We start from the raw sequence: 19,352 nt of genomic DNA, 5'->3' as shown, positions 1-19,352 counted from the left end.
GGGTTCCCTGCCGTGAAACTTCCCAGATCCGCGCGAGCCGTCGTGATCGGCGGCGGGGTGGCCGGTTGCAGCGTGGCCTACCACCTCGCGAGGCTCGGCTGGAGCGAGGTGATCCTCGTCGAGCGGCACGAGCTCACCGAGGGAACCACCTGGCACTCGGCCGGTTTCGTGGGCCAGCTCCGCTCGACCGTCACACAGACCAAGATGATCATGTACTCGGCCGGTCTCTACCCCGAACTCGCCGAGCTCACCGGGCTGGACCCGGGATGGCGCGGGGTCGGCGGCCTCCGCCTCGCGACCACGCCCGAGCGGGTGGAGGAGTCGCTGAGGCTCGCCGGGGCCGGGGAGACCTACGGGATCGGCCTGGAGATGATCTCCGGCGCCGAGGCGAAGGAGATGCTCCCGCTGCTGCGCGCCGACGACGTGCGGGCCGCGCTCTGGCTGCCGGGGGACGGCTGGCTGGACCCGGCACTGCTGGCCAGGGCGCTGGCGGCGGGGGCGCGGAAGCTGGGCGTGCGGATATACACCGGTACCAGGGTGACGGGGATCGACGTGAAGAACGGCACGGTCGCCGGGGTGCGCCTCGCGTCGGGGGCCGAGGGCTCCGGCGACGCCGAGGAGTGGTCGGTCCAGGCGGAGACCGTGGTCGTCGCGGCGGGCGCGGCGAGTGGGCGGGTCGGGCGGACGGCCGGGGTGGACATTCCGGTTGTGCCGATAAAGCATCAATACGTGGTCACCGAGCCATTCGGGGTTCCTTCGTCCATGCCTACAGTGCGGGATCCGGACAACATTGTCTATTTCCGGGAAGAGAACGCCGGCATTTTGGTAGGCGGATATATCAGGAATCCTGAGATATGGGACACGGCCGCTCCTTTGGAGGAGCCTCGGGCCCTCTTTCCCCCTGATATGCCGAAATTTCGGGAATCGTGGGAATCGGCGGTGCGAAGGGTTCCCGCCCTGGCCAACAGCAAGATCACAAAGGTCGTCCACGGGCCCGAGGCGTTCACCCCGGACGGTGAGTTCCTGCTCGGTGAGACCCCGGTCCGCGGGTTGTGGGCGGCGGCCGGATTCTGTGTCCACGGCCTGGCGGCCGCCGGAGGCGTGGGCAAGGTGATGGCCGAATGGATCGTGGACGGGTCGCCGGAGTATGACATGTTTGGTATGGATCTGAGGCGTTTCGGATCCCATGCCCGTTCCGCATCGTGGACTCGCGCCAAGGCCCTGGACTCGTACTCGAAGTACTACGACATCGTCTACCCCGGCGAGGAGCGCACCGCCGCCCGCCCTCTCCGCCGCTCTCCCGCCTGGGTACGGCACGTGGAGCTGGGGGCGGTGTTCGGCGAGAAGTCCGGCTGGGAGCGGGTCAACTGGTACGAACCCGGCGGGCGCCCGGCCGGGGCGGGTGAGACTCTTCCCGTGGACGCCCCGGACGGCCGGAGCCCTCGCCCTCACGGCTGGGCGGGCCGGATCTGGTCGCCCGCCGTACGCGAGGAGTGCCTGGCCACCCGCGACGCCGCGGGCCTGTTCGACCAGACCTCGTTCTCCAAGCTGGAGGTCTCGGGGCCCGGAGCCCTGGAGAGGTTGCAGCGGGCGTGCGCCGGGCAGATCGACAGGCCCGTCGGCTCGATCGTCTACACCCAGCTCCTCAACGGGCGCGGCGGCATCGAGGCCGACCTGACCGTCACCCGCCTGGCGGACGACCGTTTCCGTCTGGTCACCGGCACCGCCTTCGGCGTTCACGACGCCGCCTGGCTCAGGGGCCGGGGTCTCGACGTTCGAGACGTCACCTCGGCCCACGCCTGCTACTGCCTGTGGGGTCCGCGGGCGCTCGACATCCTCGGTTCCGTGTCCGGCGACGACCTCACCTTCGGCTACATGAGGGCGAGGGAGATCAGCGTGGGGAACGTCCCGGTGCTGGCCCAGCGGGTGACGTTCGTGGGCGAGTTCGGCTGGGAGCTGTACTGCCCGTCGGAGTACGGGCTGACGCTGTGGGACACGCTCATGGAGGCCGGAGCGCCGTACGGCATGCGGCCTGCCGGGTACCGCGCGATCGACTCGATGCGCCTGGAGAAGGGCTACCGCGTCTGGGGCATGGACATCACCCCGGAGACCACCCCCTATGAGGCGGGCCTGGGGTTCGCGGTCGCCCGTGACAAGGACTTCATCGGCCGCGCGGCCCTGGAATCCGCCCGCCGCCTCATCGGCGACCGTCCAGCTGACGACCGCTCGTCCGGCGACCGTCTCGCTGAAGACAGCCCGGCCGATGCCCGTCCCGCCGCCGACCACTCGACCGTCGACCACTCGTCCGGCGACCGATCGGCCGGCACTCGTCCCGTGCGACGTCTGTTCTGCCTGGTCCTGGACGACCCCCGCCAGGTCTGCCTGGGCGGGGAGCCGGTCCGTGTCGGTGGGCTGCCCGCCTCGCGGGTGACGAGTGGCGGGTACGGCCACCGCGTCGATCGCTCGATCGCCTACGCCTACCTGCCCGAGGGCACCGCCCCCGGCGACCGGGTCGAGGTCGGTGTCACCGGGACCTGGGTGGGCGCCGCCGTCACCGCGGAACCTCTCTACGACCCGTCCTCGGAGCGTGTCCGGCGTCTGCCGTCCTGATCCGCACCCCGACGCCCCGCGAGGACGCGCTCCGCCGGGGATCGAAGGAGGTGCTCACGCCGGACCCGCCCACCGGCGGAAACGGGGAGGCGTCCCGGAGGAGCCCGGAGGGATGGGACGGCGCCTCGGGGCCCGGGGAGGCGTTCCGGGGGGCTTGGGGGAGGCAAGGGACGCCCGGGGTGGGATGGGGCCTGCCCGCGATCTTCCGGAGGCCTCAGGATTCTCAGAATTCCGGTAAGTCCCTTCATCCCCCTGTGCATCGGTCATCCTGTGACCTGGAGACCGGCGTCAGGTATACCCCCCAGGGGTTGCCCAAAAGGGTGGTGGTGTGGCACTGTAGGCGAGCGAGAGGATACCCCCTACGGGTATCTGAGAGGGGTGATCACGATGAACGGCGCGCTCAAGGTGGGGGCGTACGCGCTGGTGCTGGCCGTGGTGTTCGGCGGCGCCCTGGGGGCGGGCCGGATGGCCGGTCCGATCGGAGACGCGGAGGCCCAGAGCTCTCAGGGTGCCGGTGCCGAGCGGGGCGAGGGTGAGGGCTCGGAGCGCGGAGCCCATCAGCACGCGACGGCCGCGAAGGCGCCGGTCGTTCCCGCGGGGCTCCAGGTCTCCCAGGACGGATACATGCTCATGCCGGAGACCGACGAGGTCAAGGTGGGCAAGCGGACCGACTTCCGCTTCACGGTGATCGGCCCCGACGGCTCCCCCGTCACCGGTTTCACCACGCAGCACGACAAGAAGCTGCACCTCATCGTGGTGCGCCGCGACCTGACGGGTTTCCAGCACCTGCATCCCACCCAGCTGGGAGGCGGGGTGTGGTCGGTCCCGCTCAAGCTTCCCGCCGCAGGGGAGTATCGCGCGTTCGCCGACTTCGCCCCCGAGGGCGCGGGGCCGCTGACCCTCGGCATGGACCTGTCGGTGGCGGGCGACTACCGGCCGAAACCGCTCGCGGTCCCGGCCGAGACCGCCACCGTGGGCGACTACACCGTCACCCTGAAGGGCGATCTCATTCCCGGCCGTACGAGCATGCTCACGCTCTCGGTCGCCAAGGACGGCGAGCCGGTCACCGATCTGGAGCCCTACCTGGCCGCATACGGGCACCTGGTCGCGCTGCGTGACGGCGACCTGGCCTATCTGCACGTGCACCCCGACGGCGAACCCGGTGACGGGCGCACCACGTCCGGCCCGAACATCACCTTCTACGCCGAGGTGCCGAGCGCGGGGACCTATGGGCTCTACCTGGACTTCAAGCACGGCGGGACCGTGCGCACCGCCGCGTTCACCGCCGCCACCAGCCCGGACCCCGAGGATGGCGGAGCCTCGTCGGGTGACGGCCACGGGCACAGCCACCAACCGTGAAATACCCCATAGGGGTTACGCGTTCTCATAACGAGGAGAGACATATGTCTGGGCACACCCATCACGTGCCGGGACGGTGGACGGGCCCGCTCCCGGACGGCGACGAGGGTTTCGCCCCCGCGGGCCGTCCGGTGACGACCCCGGGCCACGCACGACGGCCAGGACACGAGGCAAGGGACGAGGAGAGGTCGTGATGTCCATGACCACCGGCGAAGCATCCGCCCGCGGCGAGATCGAACTCGCCATCGGCGGCATGACCTGCGCCTCCTGCGCGGCCCGCATCGAGCGCAAGCTCAACAAGCTGGACGGCGTGACCGCGACCGTCAACTACGCCACCGAGAAGGCGAAGGTCACCTACCCCGCGGACATCACCCCCGACGACCTCGTCGCGGAGGTGGAGAAGGCCGGATACACCGCCGAGCCGCCCGCGCCTCCGGCGTCCGAGAAGACGGAAGGGGCGGCCGGTGAGGAGGAGGGAGAGCGGGACGGGCTCACCCCTCTCAGGCAGCGCCTGATCACCTCCGTCGTGCTCTCGGTGCCGGTCATCGCGATGGCGATGATCCCGGTGCTTCAGTTCGACAACTGGCAGTGGCTCTCCCTCGCCCTGGCCGGTCCCGTCGTGGTCTACGGAGGGTGGCCCTTCCACCGGGCGGCCTGGACCAACCTGCGGCACGGCGCCGCGACCATGGACACGCTGGTCTCGATGGGGACGATCGCCGCCTTCTCCTGGTCCCTCTGGGCGCTGTTCTTCGGCACGGCTGGCATGCCGGGCATGCGACACGGCTTCGAGTTCACCCTGTCCGGGGGCGAGGGCTCGGGAAACATCTACTTCGAGGCCGCCGCCGGGGTGACCACCTTCATCCTCGCGGGCCGCTACTTCGAGGCGCGCTCCAAGCGCCGAGCCGGTTCCGCGCTTCGCGCGCTGATGTCGATGGGCGCCAAGGAGGTCACGCTCGCCTCGGGGAAACTCGTCCCTGTCGGTGCGCTCAAGGCGGGCGACCTCTTCGTCGTACGGCCGGGGGAGAAGATCGCGACGGACGGCGTGGTCGAGGAGGGCTCCTCGGCCGTGGACACGTCCATGCTGACCGGCGAGTCGGTCCCCGTCGAGGTACGGCCGGGTGACGCGGTGGTCGGCGCCACCGTGAACGCCGGGGGGCGGCTCGTGGTCAGGGCCACCAGGGTCGGCTCGGACACCCAGCTCGCCCAGATGGCCAGGCTGGTGGAGGACGCGCAGAACGGCAAGGCCGCCGTGCAGCGGCTGGCCGACCGGATCTCCGCGGTGTTCGTGCCGATCGTGATCGCGCTGTCCGTGGCCACGCTGGGCTTCTGGCTCGGTACCGGCTCAGGCGCCGCCGCGGCCTTCACCGCCGCCGTGGCGGTGCTGATCATCGCCTGCCCCTGCGCCCTGGGCCTCGCCACGCCGACCGCGCTGATGGTCGGCACCGGCCGGGGCGCCCAGCTGGGAATCCTGATCAAGGGTCCGGAGGCGCTGGAGTCGACCCACGGCATCGACACCGTGGTCCTGGACAAGACCGGCACCGTGACGTCGGGCACGATGACCCTCAAGGACGTCTTCCCCGCCGCCGGTGAGAAGCGCGAGGAGGTGCTCCGGCTGGCCGGAGCCCTGGAGGGCGCCTCCGAGCATCCCGTCGCCCGCGCCGTCGCCCGCGCGGCGGACTCCACCGCCGAGGTCGAGGACTTCGCGAACATCGAGGGCCTCGGCGTCCAGGGCGTCGTCGACGGGCACGCCGTCCTCGTCGGGCGGCCCCAGCTGCTCGCCGACTGGTCGCAGCACCTGCCACCGGAGTTGGAGGAGGAGCTGGAGCGGGCACAGGCGCGCGGGGAGACGGCGATCGCGGTCGGCTGGGACGGGAAGGCCCGCGCGGTGCTCACCGTCGCCGACGCGATCAAGCCCACCTCGGCCGAGGCGGTCGCCGCGCTGCGCGCGCTCGGCCTGCGTCCGATCCTGCTCACCGGCGACAACGAGACGGTGGCCCGTACGGTCGCCGAGGCCGTCGGCGTCGAGGACGTGATCGCCGACGTGCTGCCCGCCGACAAGGTGGAGGTCGTCAAGCGGCTCCAGTCCGAGGGCCGCACCGTGGCCATGATCGGCGACGGGGTGAACGACGCCGCCGCGCTAGCCCAGGCCGATCTCGGCATGGCGATGGGCACCGGCACCGACGTCGCGATCGAGGCCTCCGACCTCACCCTGGTCAGGGGCGACCTGCGGGTGGCCGCCGACGCGATCAGACTGTCCCGCCGCACGCTGCGCACGATCAGGGGCAACCTGTTCTGGGCCTTCGCCTACAACGTCGCCGCCATCCCGCTGGCCGCGTTCGGCCTGCTCACCCCGATGATCGCCGGGGGTGCGATGGCGCTCTCCTCGGTGTTCGTGGTGAGCAACAGCCTGCGGCTGCGCCGCTTCAGGTGAGGTGAAAAGGATCACGACCGTGTCCTGGCCGGCGCTCAGGACACGGTCGTGGAGCGGTCAGGGAACGGGGCAGATCCGATGATCGGGGCCCGGAACTCTCTCGCCGGGCCCGTCATCCTCCGACAGCCGGAGGATCTCCCCGACCGTCGCCTCGTCCGCGGCGTAGATGTGCGGCACGTCGACGAAGACCCTCATCGATCCGCAGCCGACCGTGAGGCCGTCCGCGACCTCGCGCTGGATGCCGCGCAGCGGTACGTAGTTCAGATAGGACGTGTAGACGTTCTGCGACCGGAAGGCGGCGGTCATGACCAGCCTCCCGGCACGGAGCCTGAAGGCGAGGCTGGTCAGGCAGGGCACCGCGTCGGGAGACTCGCCGGGGGCGGTGAGCGAGATCCAGCCGCTCTTGGTGTACGGCTTGGCGCGCAGCACGTCGGTGATCCAGCCGAGTTGGTCGACGCCGAGAAACTGGCGGAGTCGCCCTCCGTAACTGTATTTGAACGGTGGGACGACCGATCGCTCGCTGAACTTGCTGGAGTACAGCGGGATCTTTCCGGCCTCGCCGTAGCTTTTCAGGACCGGATCGTCCCAGGCCAGGCTGGCGACCTCGAAGAGCACCGCCGGAGCCTCGATGATCGGGCCGCGGTCGTCCAGGGCGGGCCCGCCGTTGTGTGTCACATGTCGCATCAGCCAGATCCACGTCTCCCCACAAGACGCGAATCTGAGGAGGTCGGGCATTCAGGTCTCCACGTTGGGGAAATGGAAGGGATTGTGTGGGAGCCGGCGTTGCCGGGAAACATTGGCGCGGACGTAGTAGACGAAATAGTGGACCAGCGCGAGCAGTCCGATGACCACCAGGAGCAGGGCGACGGTCGGTGCGGTCCCGATCATCCCGAGCACGCCGACCGCGATGTAGGAGCTGTTGACCAGGGCGAGCATCATCACGTTGATCCCCGGCCAGGCGAGTGGCGCGTACGTCTCCGGATAGCGGGGATCCACCGGCAGGTTGGGAGTCCAGCCGAGGGCCGCGAACTGGTCCTTGAGGTGGACCGTGTAGAGCAGGCGGAAGTTGTTGAGCGCCCGCGCGGTCCTCATGTGCGCGTTGACCGCCTCGATCAGCCGGAGGAAGGGCAGCACGCTGAGCAGCCCGAACGCGGCGGTCATCGCGAACAGGTGCCAGGGCACGCTGTGCCAGGTGGTGAGCATCGCCGGGCTGACCACCTTCGCGCTGGCCAGTGCGACCGCGGCGGCGAACGGGGCGGCGAGCAGGCTCATGGACAGCCGGGTCATCTTGATCCGCTCGTCCTTGGCCGCCAGGTAGACCTGGTAGGTCCCGGTGAAGTCCACGGACACGAGGGCGAGGAATTCCCCGGGTTTGACGGGCAGCCCGTCCAGGGTCTCGGGCAGTGCTTCCGCGGTCATCCGCGGTGACATCCTCCGCATCGGGACCCCACTTTCGAGGGATAGTGGATTTTCCCGTAAGAAGATATTGACTTATTTGTCAGGCGAATGAGTGCTTTTTAACGATATACGTCTCAGATTTCTGACGTCCGTGGAGGCTCCTCCAGGGTTGCGCCTTTTGTGGGGGTGGCTGAGGGGTGCCCCGGAGTCCACCCCTCACGTCAGTGTCCTTCCGCCGCCCCGAGTTCCTCTCCCGCGAGGGCCGTCTCCACGGAGGTGGCCATCGTGAAGTGGGCGAGGAGCCCGGTGACGGCCATCATGTGACGCAGTGTCCGGCTCGCTCCGGCCAGCACCAGGCGGGTCCGCGTCTCCTGGCTCTTGCGCAGGATCCACAGCAGCTCCGCGAGCCCGGTGGAGTCGCAGAAGGTGAGCCCTTCCAGATCGAGGATGAGCCGGGGCGCGACCTCGGCTCCCGCCGCCGGGGACGCCTCAGGGGAGGAAGAAGCAGGTGGCGGGGGGAAAGACAAGGTCATCGTGGGGGTCGAAGACGGCCCGTCCGACGGTGGCGTGTCCGGAGGAAGGGGAGAGGGCTCCTCGGGGAAGACCGGTGGCGGGCTTCCCGGGGCGGGGGGAGGCGGGCTCCCGGGGAAGAACGGTGCGGGAGGTTCGGGCGACAGCGGTGGAGGCGGGCCCGAAGGGTGCGGATCTTTCGGGGTGAGCGAGCCTTCCGCGAGCAGTGGTGTCTCCGGGAGAAGAGGGGACTCCGGGAAGAGCGATTTCTCCGGAAAGAAAGGGGTTTCCGGGAGGAGTGGTGTCTCGGGGAGGAAAGGCGAGCCTGAGAGGAGTGACGTCTCAGGGAGGAGCGGCGTCTCGGTGAGAAGCGGAGCCGGGATGGGCGACGGTGCCGGAGGCGTCGGAAGTTCGGAGGGTGCGCCGGGTGCCAAGGGTGTCGGCAACCCCGGTGGTGTGTCGAGCGACGAGGGGGCCGCGGGGTCGGACGGCGCGTCGGGTGTCCGGGACGCTGGAAGCTCCGATGGTATGCCGGGTGCCGTGGGCGGTGTGAGTCTGGATGACAGGTTGCCGGTTCCCTGGCTCCAGGCCTGGGTGAGATTCCTCCGCAAGATCGGCGCATAGTCGTAGTCAAGCTCGCCGATCAGACGGACCACGATGGCGTTTCCGCGTACGTCGGCCGAGATCGAGAGCGTGTTCACACCTTCGGGTGACATGGAAAGGCTCCTTAGACCCGCAGTTCACAGGGCGGGCGTTCCCTCCGTCTTACCAGGTATGCGGCCTGGGCGGCCCCGGTAGGAGAATTACACTATAGTTGCATGCTTTCGTCCCATCTGGCGGATGTGGGATGAGCGCCCGACACCCTGGCCCGTCGGACCCTCGCTCGGACGGGCGCCTCCCCTGGCGGACTTGACCGGGCCGGGTCCGGGTGAGCTGGAGAGGCTGGAAACGGGCGAGTGGCCCGGAAGCAGAGAGGCTTGGAAAACCGACAGGCCGGTCCCTCGTTCGAGGGACCGGCCTGTCGGCTCAGATAGGGGGTGCGGCCTGGTCAGAGGCTGAGGGGCGTGCCCGATGCGGCCTGGGCCACTGTCACGGGCTGGGCCGGGCGGACGGAGGCGTGAGGTTCCGTACGGGATCGTGCCGCTTCTCCGGGAACCTCCCCCGCCTCAGGTGTTCTCGGTGCCGGGCGGCGACGCATGCCGCGCTCCGACACCGGTCGCGGCCCGATCTCCTTGCCGAAGCCCAGCCGGTGGAGGAGTCACCCCAGCGCACCGCCCAGGATCACGACCCCCGCGCCGATCCAGAAGAAGAGGACGTTGGCGGCGGTCATCGCCACCCCGGAGATCGCGAAGCCGATGATGCAGACGATCGAGCCGGTCCAGCCCGCCACGGTGTGTCCCATGTCGTGCTCTTCGTGGATCGCGGTCAATTCCGCGAGGTCTTTTCTGATCCCCACGTCTCCTCCATCGGAAAGCACCGTCCCTGGGGGTCGTGGCGGATCGCAGGGGCGGCGGGCGCTAGGTTGGGTCGGCCTGTATAATTTATCTCATGAGCTAAGCTTCTTAGATAGTAAGGGGATTTTGTGGTGGAAGGCAAATCCGAAGCCGTCGTCTCGCCGCCGGAGGTCCTCGCCCGGATGGACCGGTTGATCGCATTGAGCCTCGTGGGGCAGCACACGATCGCCGAGCGCCTCGGGATCAACGTCACGGATCTGACGTGTCTCGGCTTCGTCCTCGGTGCGGGAGAGGAGGCGCTCACCGCGGGACGTCTCGCCGAGCTGGCCGGTCTCACCACCGGGGCCGTCACCGGGGTGGTCAACCGCCTGGAGAGCGCGGGCTACGCCCGGCGCGTCGCCGACCCCCGTGACCGCCGCCGTGTCCGCATCGTCCCGGAAGAGAAGTCGGCCGCCCGCATCGCGACAGCGTACGAACCCACCTATCGGCGGCTCACCGAGCTTTTCGAGAGCTATGGCCCGGACGAACTGGCCGCCATCTCCGACTGGTTCACGCGTGCCGCCGACGCCATGAGGCTCTCCTTGGCCGAGATCCGCGAATCTCCGGCGTCCTGAGGGGAGTGGGTCTCACCCGGCCGCCGACGGGGCGGCCCCGAGTGCCGCCGGCGCGGCGGCCACCGCCGGAGGACCGAGTGTCGCGGCGGTAGGTCGGCGAACTCCACGGTGCGCTCCGAGAGCCCGCCGATGGCCGCGAACGCGCGGGTGCGGGCGGCGGGCGGGGCGCGAACGGGTGTGAGGTCTGTCGGTCCCGGTCACTCGAACCGCCAGCGCGTCGCCGTCCTGCCGTCCGAACCGTAACCGAAGGCGCGCGTGGGCGTGACCCGGTAGAAGCCGTACTCGGGTGAGCCGGGAAGGTCGTCACTGTAGGCGGAGCCGTCGCGCACCATGAGCTCCCAGTGGTACTTGGCCTTGAAGGCGGCGGCCACCTGCCGAAGCTCGGCCTCCTCCCGCGCCCGGGTCGCGTTACCCTCGATCACGAGATCGAGGTTTTCGCCGGCGGCGGTGATGGCGCAGTGAGGGTTGACCGCGAGGTTCCTGCCCTTCCGGGAGTTCGGGCGGGTGGTGATCCAGGGGGCGCCACCGGCCCACACCGGAAGTACGGGCGCGGCGTGCGCGCGACCGTCGGGCCACACAGTGGAGAGCCAGGCCTTCGGCGCGGACTCAAGACACACCCGCGCCTCGTCCCACGGTTTGACCGTCGCTTCGTCCGTGCTGAACGGTGTCGCGTCGGCCTCGCCGAACAGAAGTTCGGCGACGGGGATCGTCTCGGTCATTCGGGGTCCTTCCTGGCCGCCCGTCGGGCGGTGATCGATCGGTTGGTGCTCAGGCCTCGTACTCGTCGTGCAGACGCCACCACGTGTGGGGCGAGGTCTGAGGCCGGCCTTCCGGGGAGTCCTCCCAGGTCTCCTGCCGGCCGAACGGTGTCAGGTCGAGGAAGGTCCAGCCGCTGCCGAGCCGCTCGACTCCCCGCCTCGTGGTGGAGTAGGTGCGATAGACGGTGTCGCCGTCGCGAAGGAAGACGTTGAGCGCGAACCCGTCGCCGGCTCCCATGTCGTCGTTGAAGTCGTTGCCCAGCGAGGAGAACCACGGGATCGTCCAGCCCATGCGCTCCCTGAACGGTGTGATCTCGGACATCGGGCCGCGGGAGATCAGCACCACCGAGGTGTCACGGGCGTGGAGGTGGCTCAGGTGTCCGATGTTGTCGGTGAACATCGAACACCCCGAACAGAAGGTGTCGGCACCCAGCCACATGAAGCTGTAGACGATGAGCTGGCGCCGCCCGTCGAACAGGTCGAGCATGCTCACCTGCCCGTCCGGGCCCTCGAACACGTACCCTCCGTCGGCCCTGCCCTCGCCGCCGATCCGGACCATCGGCATCCTGCGCCTCTCGGCGGCGAGCGCGTCCTGCGCACGGGTGTTCTCCTTCTCCTTGACCAGCAGCGCTTCCCGCGCTGCCTGCCACTCCTGGGCCGATACGACCTGAGGACGGTTCATGATGCTCTCCCTCCAGTAAGTTCCCTAAAGGAACTGACAAGAGAACGATAACAGGAGACCGTTTCTTCAGGGAACCCTCTCGCCTAGACTGCCCCCATGCAGCGAACCCGATTCGGCGACATGGCCTGCTCGATCGCCCGCACGCTGGATGTCATCGGTGAGCCGTGGTCACCGCTGATCCTGCGGAACGTCTACGTCGGCATCAACCGCTTCGACCAGATCCAGCAGAGCCTGGACATCTCCCGCAAGGTGCTCGCCGAGCGGCTCAAGTGGCTGGCCGAGAACGGTGTGCTGGAGCGGCGGGAGTATTCGAGCCGACCGCCTCGCCATGAGTACGAGCTCACGACAAAGGGGCTGGAGTTGTGTGACCTGCTCCTGGTGATGGTGCGCTGGGGTGATCGGTGGACGGCGGGCGAGGCCGGCCCGCCGGTTCTCTACCGCCACCACGCCTGCGGCGAGATCGGCCACGTCGAACTGCGCTGCGCGGTGTGCGACCGGCCGATGAACGCCGCGGACGTCGACGTGCTCCCCGGTCCGGGAGCCGAGCCCCGGACCGCCTCACCCGACCGGGCCCGCGCGGAACAATACGGGCACGCCGAACACTGAAACGTATGCGGTCACCACGACATCGTCGCCGTCAGTCGTTCTTGAAGGGGTCGTGCTCGGCCAGCAGCTTGTCCAGCCTGGCCTGGTCGACGCGGCTGACGACGGCGGCCTCCTCGTTCCTGTCCCGGACGCACTTGGCGAGCGTGAAAGTCGAGGTCACCACATAGAGCAGCCCGAGTCCCATGAAGGACCGGACCCAGGTGGTCACCGGCAGGTAGGCGATACCGATCCCCAGGGCCGCCACCGACAGCCCGAAGGAGATGACGGCCTGCGCGTAGAAAGCGGTCGTCGTCGTGTTTTTCACCGGTCGTGTCATGCACATCATCTTCGGGACGATCGGTTCCCGGGTCGTGAGCGCCGCTACTTAGTTACTGGTGAGTACGACGGCTGCCCGTCAGCTGTCCGTGGCGGTCGCGCGGGCGAGGAAGAGGGTCCGCTCGCGCTCGTTGCGGGTGAGCCCGGCGGCCCGCTCGAACTCCGTGCGCGCCTCGTCGAGGCGGCCCAGCTTCGCGAGCAGATCACCCCGTACCGCCGCCAGCAGCGGATAGTTCCTGAGCGCGCGCTCCGCCACCAGCCCGTCCACGATCTCCAGGCCGCGTTCGGGACCGTACGCCATGTCCACCGCGACCGCACGGTTCAGCTCCACCACGGGCGAGGGGGCGACGTGGGCGAGCACCCGGTAGAGGGCGGCCATCCGCTCCCAGTCCGTGTCGCCGGCGGACAGCGCGCGGGCGTGGCAGGCGGCGATCGCGGCCTGCAGACCGTACGGGCCCAGCGTGCCGAGCGCCTCGGCTCGGGCGAGCGAGTCCAACCCGCGGCGGATGAGCAGCCGGTCCCACAGGCCCCGGTCCTGGTCGAGGAGGAGGACCGGCTCGCCGCTGGGTCCCGTCCTGGCGCGTGTGCGGGACGCCTGGATCTCCATCAGGGCGACGAGGCCGTGCACCTCGGACTCCTCGGGCATGAGACCCGCCAGGATCCGGCCCAGGCGCAGCGCCTCCTCGCAGAGCGAGGGGCGCATCCAGTCGTCACCGGCGGTCGCCGAGTATCCCTCGTTGAAGACGAGGTAGACGACCTCCAGGACCGACGAGAGCCGGTCACCCAACTCGGCCGGGGTGGGCATCTCGATCCGTACCCGCCTGTCGGCGAGGACGCGCTTGGCCCGGAAGATCCTCTGCCCGACGGTCGGCTCGGGCACCAGGAAGGCGCGTGCGATCTCCTCCGTCGTCAGGCCGCCGAGCAGGCGGAGGGTGAGCGCCACTCGTCCTTCCGTGGAAAGTACGGGATGGCAGGCCGTGAAGAGGAGGCGCAGCACGTCGTCGCCGATGTGGTCGTCGAGGGCGTCGTCCAGCTCGGCCTCTGCCGACTCCTGGCGGATCTCCATGTCCCGGCCGACCTCTTCGAGCTTGCGCTCGTACCGGTTCCTGCGGCGCAGCAGGTCGATCGCCCGGTGCTTGGCGGTGAGCATGAGCCAGGCACCGGGATTGTCGGGCACACCGGCGACTGGCCACTGTTCCAGCGCGATGACCAGGGCGTCCTGTGCGAGCTCCTCCGCCAGGCCGACATCGTGCACCATCCGGGCGAGCCCCGCGATCACCCTCGCGGACTCGATCCGCCAGACCGCCTCGATGACCCGGCGAGGATCTACAACCGTCATGTCGCCCGATCCAACCACCTTGTCCTCCGCCCCGGCGAGAATCCCCTCACGGGATTCTCGCCGGGGCGTCGGAGAGGACGGTCTCAGGCGGGGGCGGCGAAGTCCTCGGGGCCGAAGACGCGGTGGATGTCGGCCTCGCCCTCCCAGCCCTCCCAGTGGTCGCGGTGGAGCCTCACGAAGCGGGAGGTCCACTCGACGGCCTCCTCCTTCGACCGGACCTGGTAGAGGGCGTAACTGATCAGCTCCTTCGCCTCGGCGAACGGGCCGTCCGTGACGTTCATCCTGCCTCCGGTGAGCTCGACCCGCGCCCCCTCGGTGCTCGGAGCCAGCCCGCCGTTGTCGAGCAGCGCGCCCGCTCTGGTGGCCTCCTCGCCGAGCTTCATGATCGCCTCCATCAGTTCGGCGGGCGGCGGGGTGTCGGGCTGGTGGGTGACCTTGAGGGTGACCATGTATCGCATCGTGTCTCTCCTTGATCTTGTTTTTCGAACGGTCTGGCCGGGTGGCGGGCGAGGTCAGGCGATGACGCCGCAGACCAGGAGCGACCTGGTGACGCTCGTTCGCGGGTCGCGGGCCACGGTGTTCGCGGTTCCTGTCATCTGCCGGGTCATGGCACTCTCCTCACGCGTCCTGGCCGGTTTCGGTGTTCCTCTGGAGTTCCTCCGGCCCTTTGACCACGCTTCGAACGAGCACGGACCGATTCGACACGGCGGCCGGATTTTCTTTCAAGATTTTTTCTGACCCCGGATCGCCTGTGGATCTCGGACGTGGCGAGGGTGTGAATCGCCCATGGGTCTCGAACTTCGCACCGCCGGGGTGGCGTGGGATGATTTCCCCATCATGCCCGCGACGTTGCCCTTCCGCCTCGCCCGCGCGGCCGCCTTCGCCGCGGTCTGCCTGGGGCTGAGCGTGCTGGCGCACGTCCTCGCGGGGGGCTCGGTCTCCGTGCCGAGCGCGGCCGCCGCGCTGGCTCTCGCCTTCTTCGCGGCCCTCGCGGTGTCGGGGCGCGAACGGACGCTCGCGGTGATCCTGCCGCTGCTGGCGGGCGTGCAGGCGGGGGTGCACGTGCTGTTCTCCCTCGCGCACGCCGCGTCCCCCGCCGAGATGATCGGGCACGTCCACTCGGGACTGCTGCCCGGCCTGGGCATGCTGGTGGCGCACGGCTGGGCCGTCGGGCTCACCGCTCTGTGGCTGGCGCGCGGCGAGGCGGTGCTCTGGGGGCTGCTGCGACGGCTCGGTGTCCGGCTGTGCCGCGTGCTCGTCGCGGTCGTGACCCCGGCGTACACGTCCTTCCTCACCGCGGGCGCGATCGAGCCGGGAGCCCTCCGCTCCGCCGTGCTGCGCCACGTCGTCAGCCGGCGCGGCCCACCCCGGATCGTCACCGCCACCTTCGGCTGACCGCGCGGGTCATCCGAGGGCCTGACCCGTTCCCAACCGCCGTACGCACCGTACGCGCGGTCCTGCGCCGATGCGGCCTTTCCGCTGCTCGGCGGACCTGTACCAGCGTGACAATCCCGGCCGCGTGTCCGGCATGGCCATATCGAGGCGGCGTTCGGCCGCGGCCTGCCGATCCGGCCAGAAGAAAGGCGTCAACGTGCCTGCTCGTCGTATCACCCGTGCCGGAATCACTGGATTCACCCGTAACGGAGTTCGCCGGACCACCCCCGCGGGACTTCTGGTCGCGGCCGTGATGGTCCTGGGCGGATGTGGCTCCCAGGGCGCCCCGGAACCGGCCGCCGCCCCCGGCACCGCCGCACCCGCCGCCGCGACCCCTTCCGCGCCCTCTTCCGCAACGCCTTCCGCGGTCGCCTCCGTGTTGACGGTCACCGATCCGTGGGTGAAGACCGCGAAGAAGGGGATGAGTGCCGCGTTCGGCACCCTGGTCAACAACACCGACGCCGAGGTGACGATCGTCTCCGGCGTCTCGCCGATCTCGCCGGTGATCGAGTTGCACGAGGTCGTCGACTCCAAGGGAAAGATGATCATGCGACCCAAGGAGGGTGGGATCGTGATCCCTCCGAAGGGCACCCACCAGCTCCAGCCCGGTGGTGACCACATCATGCTGATGGGCGTCACCGAAGCGGTGAAGCCCGGCGCGCAGATCCCCTTCACCCTCACCCTCAAGGACGGCCGGACCGTGGAGTTCACCGCGGTCGGCAAGGACTTCGCCGGAGGCAAGGAGGACTACCAGCCCGGCATGGACATGGGAGGGGACAAAGCCGACAAGGGCGACGGCGACGGGGACATGCACATGGGCGAGAGCGACGGCTGAGCGGGAAACGGAGGAGAATTCTGATGCCAGACCCCCGACTCAGCCGTAGGGGACTGCTCGCGGGAGGCGCCGCCACCGCGGTCGGCGCCCTCGCCGGGTGCGCCCCCGACCAGGCTGTCCCCCCGGTCGCCCTCCAAGCCGATCCTCGGGCCGCTGCGGCGTCCGGAGGCCCCGAAGGCTCCGCGGGTGCCGCGACGGAGCCCTTCGACGGTGTCCACCAGGCCGGGATCGCGACGGCGCCCCAGACGTACGGGGTGTTCGTCGGACTGGACCTACGGCCGCAGATCGACCGCGAGGCGCTCGTGCGGATGATGCGGCTGCTCACCGACGACGCCCGGCGGCTCACCCAGGGCAGGCCTGCCCTGGCCGACACCGAGCCTGAACTGGCCGTACTGCCCGCCCGGCTCACCGTGACCTTCGGGTTCGGTCCCGGCTTCCTCACGGCGGCCGGCCTGACCGACCGCGCTCCGGAGGCGGCGGCACCGCTGCCCGCCTTCGCGATCGACAAGCTCAGGAAGGAGTGGAGCGGCGGGGACCTGCTGCTGCAGATCTGCGCCGACGACGCACTCACTCTGGCCCACGCCCTGCGCATGGTCGTCAAGGACGCCCGTTCCTTCGCGAAGGTCCGCTGGATCCAGCGGGGGTTCCGGCGCGGCGCGTACACCCAGCCCGCCGGGCTGACCCAGCGCAACGTGATGGGCCAGCTGGATGGGACCGTCAACCCCGTACCCGGCACTCCTGAGTTCGACCGGGCCGTGTGGGTGAGCGACGGCCCACAGTGGCTGCGCGGCGGCACCACGCTGGTGCTGCGGCGCATCCGGGCGGAGATGGAGACCTGGGACGCCGTGGACCGGATCGGCAAGGAGTTCACCGTGGGCCGCCGCCTCGACAACGGCGCCCCGCTCACCGGGCGCGACGAGCACGACGATGCCGACTTCGAGAAGCTCAACGCGATCGGTTTCCCCGTCATCTCCGAGCAGGCCCATATCCGCCGGGCCCATGTCGCCGACCCGAACCTGCGGATCTTCCGCAGGGTCTACAACTACGACGAGGGGCTCACCTCGGAAGGACACGCCGACTCCGGGCTGCTGTTCGCCTCCTACCAGGCCGACGTCTCCCGGCAGTTCCTGCCGATCCAGCGCAGGCTGGCCGAGGCCGACCTGCTCAACGAGTGGACGACCCCGATCGGCTCGGCCGTCTTCGCCATCCCGCCCGGCTGCTCACCGGGCGGCTGGATCGGGGACGGTCTCCTCACCTGACAGGGGTCGCCGTACGTCCGTGACGGGCAAGGGGCGTTACGGGCGTCATCCTCGGAGAGTCGCCGTACGTCCGTGACGAGCGGGTGTCCGACCCTTCGGCGAGCCGCCGTACGTCCGTCACGGGCGTACGGCGGTCTCGTGGGATCACGCCTCCGGTTGGGCGGAGAACCACGTCACCCACCGTCGTTGCCAGGGGGTTTCGACCGCGCGGCGGTGGTAGTGCGCACGCGTCCACTCGACGGCCTCCCGAGGGGGCAGGCCGGTGAGGGTCGCGAGGCAGGCCATGACGGTGCCGGTCCTGCCGACCCCGCCGCCGCAGGCGACCTCGACGGAGAGCCCCGATCGCGCCTGGTCGCGCAGGTGGACGATGGAGCGGGCGGCCGCGTGCCGGTCCAGGGGCAGCAGGAAGTCCGGCCAGCGGATCCATTCGTGCGGCCATGGCAGATCGCTCTGGTGGCGCTGCCGGAGGCGCGCGGAGCCGAGATAGAGCGCGAAGTCGGGGGCCGGGCCGGTGGGGGCGGTGTTCCGCAGCCCTCGGCCGCGCACCCAGATTCCGTCGGGGAGCTGGACCGCGCCGGTCAGTGGTGCCGTCATGAGGTGATTGTGGCTCACCGCCGTCGCCGCCACACGCTCGCTCACTCGGTTCAGCTATCGGCGATCATCCGCGATGACGAAGGCCGGCCTCTCCTGGCAGGGATCACCGGAAGCGGGGATCACCGGAAGCGGGGACCGCCGGGAAAGGGCCGCCCGGCCGAAGAACCGGCTCTACCGGACCGACGTCGTGCACGTGGTGGTCTGGTCGAGCGTCGGCACGTCGGCCCGCCGTGGTCGGCCACGAGGGCGAGGAACGCCTCGACACCACTCGCTCTTACTTGAAGCTGTAAAAGCTGTAAAGAGCCGCCGTTAACGAATATCGGCGCAGATCTTTACGAAGATCTGTCTCGGCGTCACAGGATATTTCGCCTCATTGTTAGGCCGTGGCGGCATCCTGCCGCGAGAGGTACCCCCCGGACAAAGGCAGAGTCCATGGTCAAGCGCGCCCTCGCAACCGTCTCCCTCTCCTTCGCCGTACTACTCGGATTAACCCTGCCCGCCTACGCGGTGACGTTGCAGCAAAAACTCGCCGCACTTTCCAATTTCAGCCAGCCTACGGCGGCGAGTGCCGCGAGCTGGGTTTCCGCCTGGCAGAACCAGGGAAGCTGGGCGGACTACAACTTCGACTGGTCGACCGACCTGTGTTCGGCCAGCCCTGACCAGCCGCTCGGCTTCGACTTCAGAATGTCGTGCCGACGTCACGACTTCGGCTACCGCAACTACAAGGCGGTGAGCCAGTTCCCGGCGAACAAGGCGCGCATCGACGACGCGTTCTACTTCGACATGAAGCAGGTCTGCGCGGGATATTCCACCATTCCCAGGGGCACCTGCAACAGCCTCGCATGGACCTACTACCAGGCGGTCAAGGAATTCGGCACCCTCAACGTCACCCAGGCGCAGATCGAGCGGATCCGCCAGAGTGCGGAAAGGGCCACCCCGACGGCGGAGCAGGCCACCCCGACCAGTGAGCAGGCCACCCCGACCGCGGAGATGTGACCCATCCCGCTCCCCGCAGCGGCGGGATCGCTCCTAGTCGCTGGAAACTCGCCGAAAACCAGCTGAAGAAGAGCGGCGGGGGGGGGGGGGGGCCCCCCCCCCCCCCGGATAAACAACCCCCCCCCGCCCCGGGGGGGGTTGTGACGCCCGGGGGGACC

Annotated in this window: 20 protein-coding genes; 10 read left to right on the top strand and 10 right to left on the bottom strand. The window is 69.5% G+C overall.

The features are described 5' to 3' along the window. The first annotated feature begins 12 nt into the window (after positions 1 to 12). From ABZ664_RS06180 to ABZ664_RS06170, 3 genes are all read left to right on the top strand, one after another. Positions 13 to 2,610 carry an FAD-dependent oxidoreductase gene (locus tag ABZ664_RS06180; RefSeq protein ID WP_362503728.1) on the top strand — a complete coding sequence of 866 codons (2,598 nt, stop codon included), beginning with the start codon at positions 13 to 15 and terminating at the stop codon, positions 2,608 to 2,610. A gap of 387 nt (positions 2,611 to 2,997) precedes the next feature. Beyond that, a complete protein-coding gene (locus tag ABZ664_RS06175; RefSeq protein WP_362503936.1) occupies positions 2,998 to 3,969 on the top strand; it encodes a hypothetical protein in 972 nt (323 codons plus the stop codon). A 199-nt stretch (positions 3,970 to 4,168) separates the two neighbouring features. Then, positions 4,169 to 6,400, top strand: a complete 2,232-nt coding sequence (locus ABZ664_RS06170) for a heavy metal translocating P-type ATPase (protein WP_362503933.1) — start codon at positions 4,169 to 4,171, stop codon at positions 6,398 to 6,400. 57 nt (positions 6,401 to 6,457) lie between these two features. On the opposite strand, the gene ABZ664_RS06165 is transcribed toward ABZ664_RS06170, so the two are convergent. The 3 genes from ABZ664_RS06165 to ABZ664_RS06155 form a co-directional block, all read right to left on the bottom strand. Next, positions 6,458 to 7,084 (bottom strand): hypothetical protein, encoded by a 627-nt coding sequence (locus ABZ664_RS06165; RefSeq protein ID WP_362503725.1) that lies wholly within the window; start codon positions 7,082 to 7,084, stop codon positions 6,458 to 6,460. Positions 7,085 to 7,135: 51 nt separating this feature from the next. Continuing rightward, the gene (locus tag ABZ664_RS06160; RefSeq protein ID WP_362503722.1) at positions 7,136 to 7,819 is read right to left on the bottom strand and encodes a hypothetical protein; all 684 of its coding nucleotides are present in this window, start codon (positions 7,817 to 7,819) and stop codon (positions 7,136 to 7,138) included. A gap of 200 nt (positions 7,820 to 8,019) precedes the next feature. Continuing rightward, a complete protein-coding gene (locus tag ABZ664_RS06155) occupies positions 8,020 to 8,331 on the bottom strand; it encodes an STAS domain-containing protein (RefSeq protein ID WP_362503719.1) in 312 nt (103 codons plus the stop codon). A 181-nt stretch (positions 8,332 to 8,512) separates the two neighbouring features. On the opposite strand from ABZ664_RS06155, the gene ABZ664_RS06150 reads away from it, so the two are divergent. Further along, positions 8,513 to 8,932 carry a hypothetical protein gene (locus tag ABZ664_RS06150; protein ID WP_362503716.1) on the top strand — a complete coding sequence of 140 codons (420 nt, stop codon included), beginning with the start codon at positions 8,513 to 8,515 and terminating at the stop codon, positions 8,930 to 8,932. 634 nt (positions 8,933 to 9,566) lie between these two features. Here ABZ664_RS06150 and ABZ664_RS06145 read toward each other — a convergent pair. Further along, positions 9,567 to 9,764, bottom strand: coding sequence for an HGxxPAAW family protein (locus tag ABZ664_RS06145; protein ID WP_362503713.1), 198 nt, complete (start codon positions 9,762 to 9,764; stop codon positions 9,567 to 9,569). 129 nt (positions 9,765 to 9,893) lie between these two features. On the opposite strand from ABZ664_RS06145, the gene ABZ664_RS06140 reads away from it, so the two are divergent. Beyond that, entirely contained in the window at positions 9,894 to 10,376 is a 483-nt protein-coding gene (locus ABZ664_RS06140) for a MarR family transcriptional regulator (RefSeq protein ID WP_362503710.1), read from the top strand. Positions 10,377 to 10,573: 197 nt separating this feature from the next. On the opposite strand, the gene ABZ664_RS06135 is transcribed toward ABZ664_RS06140, so the two are convergent. Together ABZ664_RS06135 and ABZ664_RS06130 are read right to left on the bottom strand one after the other, a co-directional pair. Continuing rightward, complete coding sequence (locus ABZ664_RS06135) at positions 10,574 to 11,095, bottom strand: pyridoxamine 5'-phosphate oxidase family protein (protein ID WP_362503707.1); 522 nt, start codon at positions 11,093 to 11,095, stop codon at positions 10,574 to 10,576. A gap of 49 nt (positions 11,096 to 11,144) precedes the next feature. Then, the gene (locus ABZ664_RS06130) at positions 11,145 to 11,816 is read right to left on the bottom strand and encodes a DUF899 domain-containing protein (RefSeq protein ID WP_362503704.1); all 672 of its coding nucleotides are present in this window, start codon (positions 11,814 to 11,816) and stop codon (positions 11,145 to 11,147) included. Positions 11,817 to 11,912: 96 nt separating this feature from the next. On the opposite strand from ABZ664_RS06130, the gene ABZ664_RS06125 reads away from it, so the two are divergent. Beyond that, positions 11,913 to 12,422: a helix-turn-helix domain-containing protein gene (locus ABZ664_RS06125; protein WP_362503701.1), complete on the top strand. Its 510-nt coding sequence runs from the start codon at positions 11,913 to 11,915 to the stop codon at positions 12,420 to 12,422. Positions 12,423 to 12,453: 31 nt separating this feature from the next. Here the strand turns inward: ABZ664_RS06125 and ABZ664_RS06120 are convergent, their stop codons facing one another. From ABZ664_RS06120 to ABZ664_RS06110, 3 genes are all read right to left on the bottom strand, one after another. Continuing rightward, positions 12,454 to 12,738: a YiaA/YiaB family inner membrane protein gene (locus tag ABZ664_RS06120; RefSeq protein ID WP_362503698.1), complete on the bottom strand. Its 285-nt coding sequence runs from the start codon at positions 12,736 to 12,738 to the stop codon at positions 12,454 to 12,456. Between the two features lie 78 nt (positions 12,739 to 12,816). Next, on the bottom strand, positions 12,817 to 14,076 hold the full coding sequence (locus ABZ664_RS06115) for an RNA polymerase sigma factor (RefSeq protein WP_362503695.1): 1,260 nt from the start codon (positions 14,074 to 14,076) through the stop codon (positions 12,817 to 12,819). A gap of 83 nt (positions 14,077 to 14,159) precedes the next feature. Then, on the bottom strand, positions 14,160 to 14,534 hold the full coding sequence (locus ABZ664_RS06110) for a YciI family protein (RefSeq protein WP_362503692.1): 375 nt from the start codon (positions 14,532 to 14,534) through the stop codon (positions 14,160 to 14,162). Between the two features lie 328 nt (positions 14,535 to 14,862). Between ABZ664_RS06110 and ABZ664_RS06105 the strand changes: the two genes are divergently transcribed. From ABZ664_RS06105 to ABZ664_RS06095, 3 genes are all read left to right on the top strand, one after another. Continuing rightward, entirely contained in the window at positions 14,863 to 15,471 is a 609-nt protein-coding gene (locus ABZ664_RS06105) for an MFS transporter (protein ID WP_362503689.1), read from the top strand. A gap of 196 nt (positions 15,472 to 15,667) precedes the next feature. Next, positions 15,668 to 16,345 carry a copper chaperone PCu(A)C gene (locus tag ABZ664_RS06100; protein WP_362503686.1) on the top strand — a complete coding sequence of 226 codons (678 nt, stop codon included), beginning with the start codon at positions 15,668 to 15,670 and terminating at the stop codon, positions 16,343 to 16,345. 23 nt (positions 16,346 to 16,368) lie between these two features. Beyond that, on the top strand, positions 16,369 to 17,604 hold the full coding sequence (locus ABZ664_RS06095) for a Dyp-type peroxidase (protein ID WP_362503683.1): 1,236 nt from the start codon (positions 16,369 to 16,371) through the stop codon (positions 17,602 to 17,604). 144 nt (positions 17,605 to 17,748) lie between these two features. Here ABZ664_RS06095 and ABZ664_RS06090 read toward each other — a convergent pair whose 3' ends face one another. Next, on the bottom strand, positions 17,749 to 18,198 hold the full coding sequence (locus ABZ664_RS06090; RefSeq protein WP_362503680.1) for a protein-tyrosine phosphatase family protein: 450 nt from the start codon (positions 18,196 to 18,198) through the stop codon (positions 17,749 to 17,751). A 432-nt stretch (positions 18,199 to 18,630) separates the two neighbouring features. Between ABZ664_RS06090 and ABZ664_RS06085 the strand changes: the two genes are divergently transcribed. Further along, positions 18,631 to 19,194, top strand: coding sequence for a phospholipase (locus ABZ664_RS06085; RefSeq protein ID WP_362503677.1), 564 nt, complete (start codon positions 18,631 to 18,633; stop codon positions 19,192 to 19,194). The last annotated feature ends 158 nt before the right edge of the window (positions 19,195 to 19,352 follow it).

The organism is Streptosporangium sp. NPDC006930 (assembly GCF_040635605.1).
Taxonomy (GTDB): domain Bacteria; phylum Actinomycetota; class Actinomycetes; order Streptosporangiales; family Streptosporangiaceae; genus Streptosporangium.
Note: the sequence above shows the minus strand (reverse complement) of the source record. Positions and strands in the feature narration are given on the sequence as shown.

Coding starts and splice junctions, on each gene's coding strand:
- ABZ664_RS06095 (WP_362503683.1), top strand. CDS start 16,369: ATGCCAGACCCCCGACTCAGCCGTAGGGGACTGCTCGCGGGAGGCGCC.
- ABZ664_RS06165 (WP_362503725.1), bottom strand. CDS start 7,084: ATGCGACATGTGACACACAACGGCGGGCCCGCCCTGGACGACCGCGGC.
- ABZ664_RS06105 (WP_362503689.1), top strand. CDS start 14,863: ATGGGTCTCGAACTTCGCACCGCCGGGGTGGCGTGGGATGATTTCCCC.
- ABZ664_RS06155 (WP_362503719.1), bottom strand. CDS start 8,331: ATGACCTTGTCTTTCCCCCCGCCACCTGCTTCTTCCTCCCCTGAGGCG.
- ABZ664_RS06125 (WP_362503701.1), top strand. CDS start 11,913: ATGCAGCGAACCCGATTCGGCGACATGGCCTGCTCGATCGCCCGCACG.
- ABZ664_RS06120 (WP_362503698.1), bottom strand. CDS start 12,738: ATGACACGACCGGTGAAAAACACGACGACGACCGCTTTCTACGCGCAG.
- ABZ664_RS06170 (WP_362503933.1), top strand. CDS start 4,169: ATGACCACCGGCGAAGCATCCGCCCGCGGCGAGATCGAACTCGCCATC.
- ABZ664_RS06130 (WP_362503704.1), bottom strand. CDS start 11,816: ATGAACCGTCCTCAGGTCGTATCGGCCCAGGAGTGGCAGGCAGCGCGG.
- ABZ664_RS06085 (WP_362503677.1), top strand. CDS start 18,631: ATGGTCAAGCGCGCCCTCGCAACCGTCTCCCTCTCCTTCGCCGTACTA.
- ABZ664_RS06110 (WP_362503692.1), bottom strand. CDS start 14,534: ATGCGATACATGGTCACCCTCAAGGTCACCCACCAGCCCGACACCCCG.
- ABZ664_RS06135 (WP_362503707.1), bottom strand. CDS start 11,095: ATGACCGAGACGATCCCCGTCGCCGAACTTCTGTTCGGCGAGGCCGAC.
- ABZ664_RS06175 (WP_362503936.1), top strand. CDS start 2,998: ATGAACGGCGCGCTCAAGGTGGGGGCGTACGCGCTGGTGCTGGCCGTG.
- ABZ664_RS06115 (WP_362503695.1), bottom strand. CDS start 14,076: ATGACGGTTGTAGATCCTCGCCGGGTCATCGAGGCGGTCTGGCGGATC.
- ABZ664_RS06090 (WP_362503680.1), bottom strand. CDS start 18,198: ATGACGGCACCACTGACCGGCGCGGTCCAGCTCCCCGACGGAATCTGG.
- ABZ664_RS06160 (WP_362503722.1), bottom strand. CDS start 7,819: ATGACCGCGGAAGCACTGCCCGAGACCCTGGACGGGCTGCCCGTCAAA.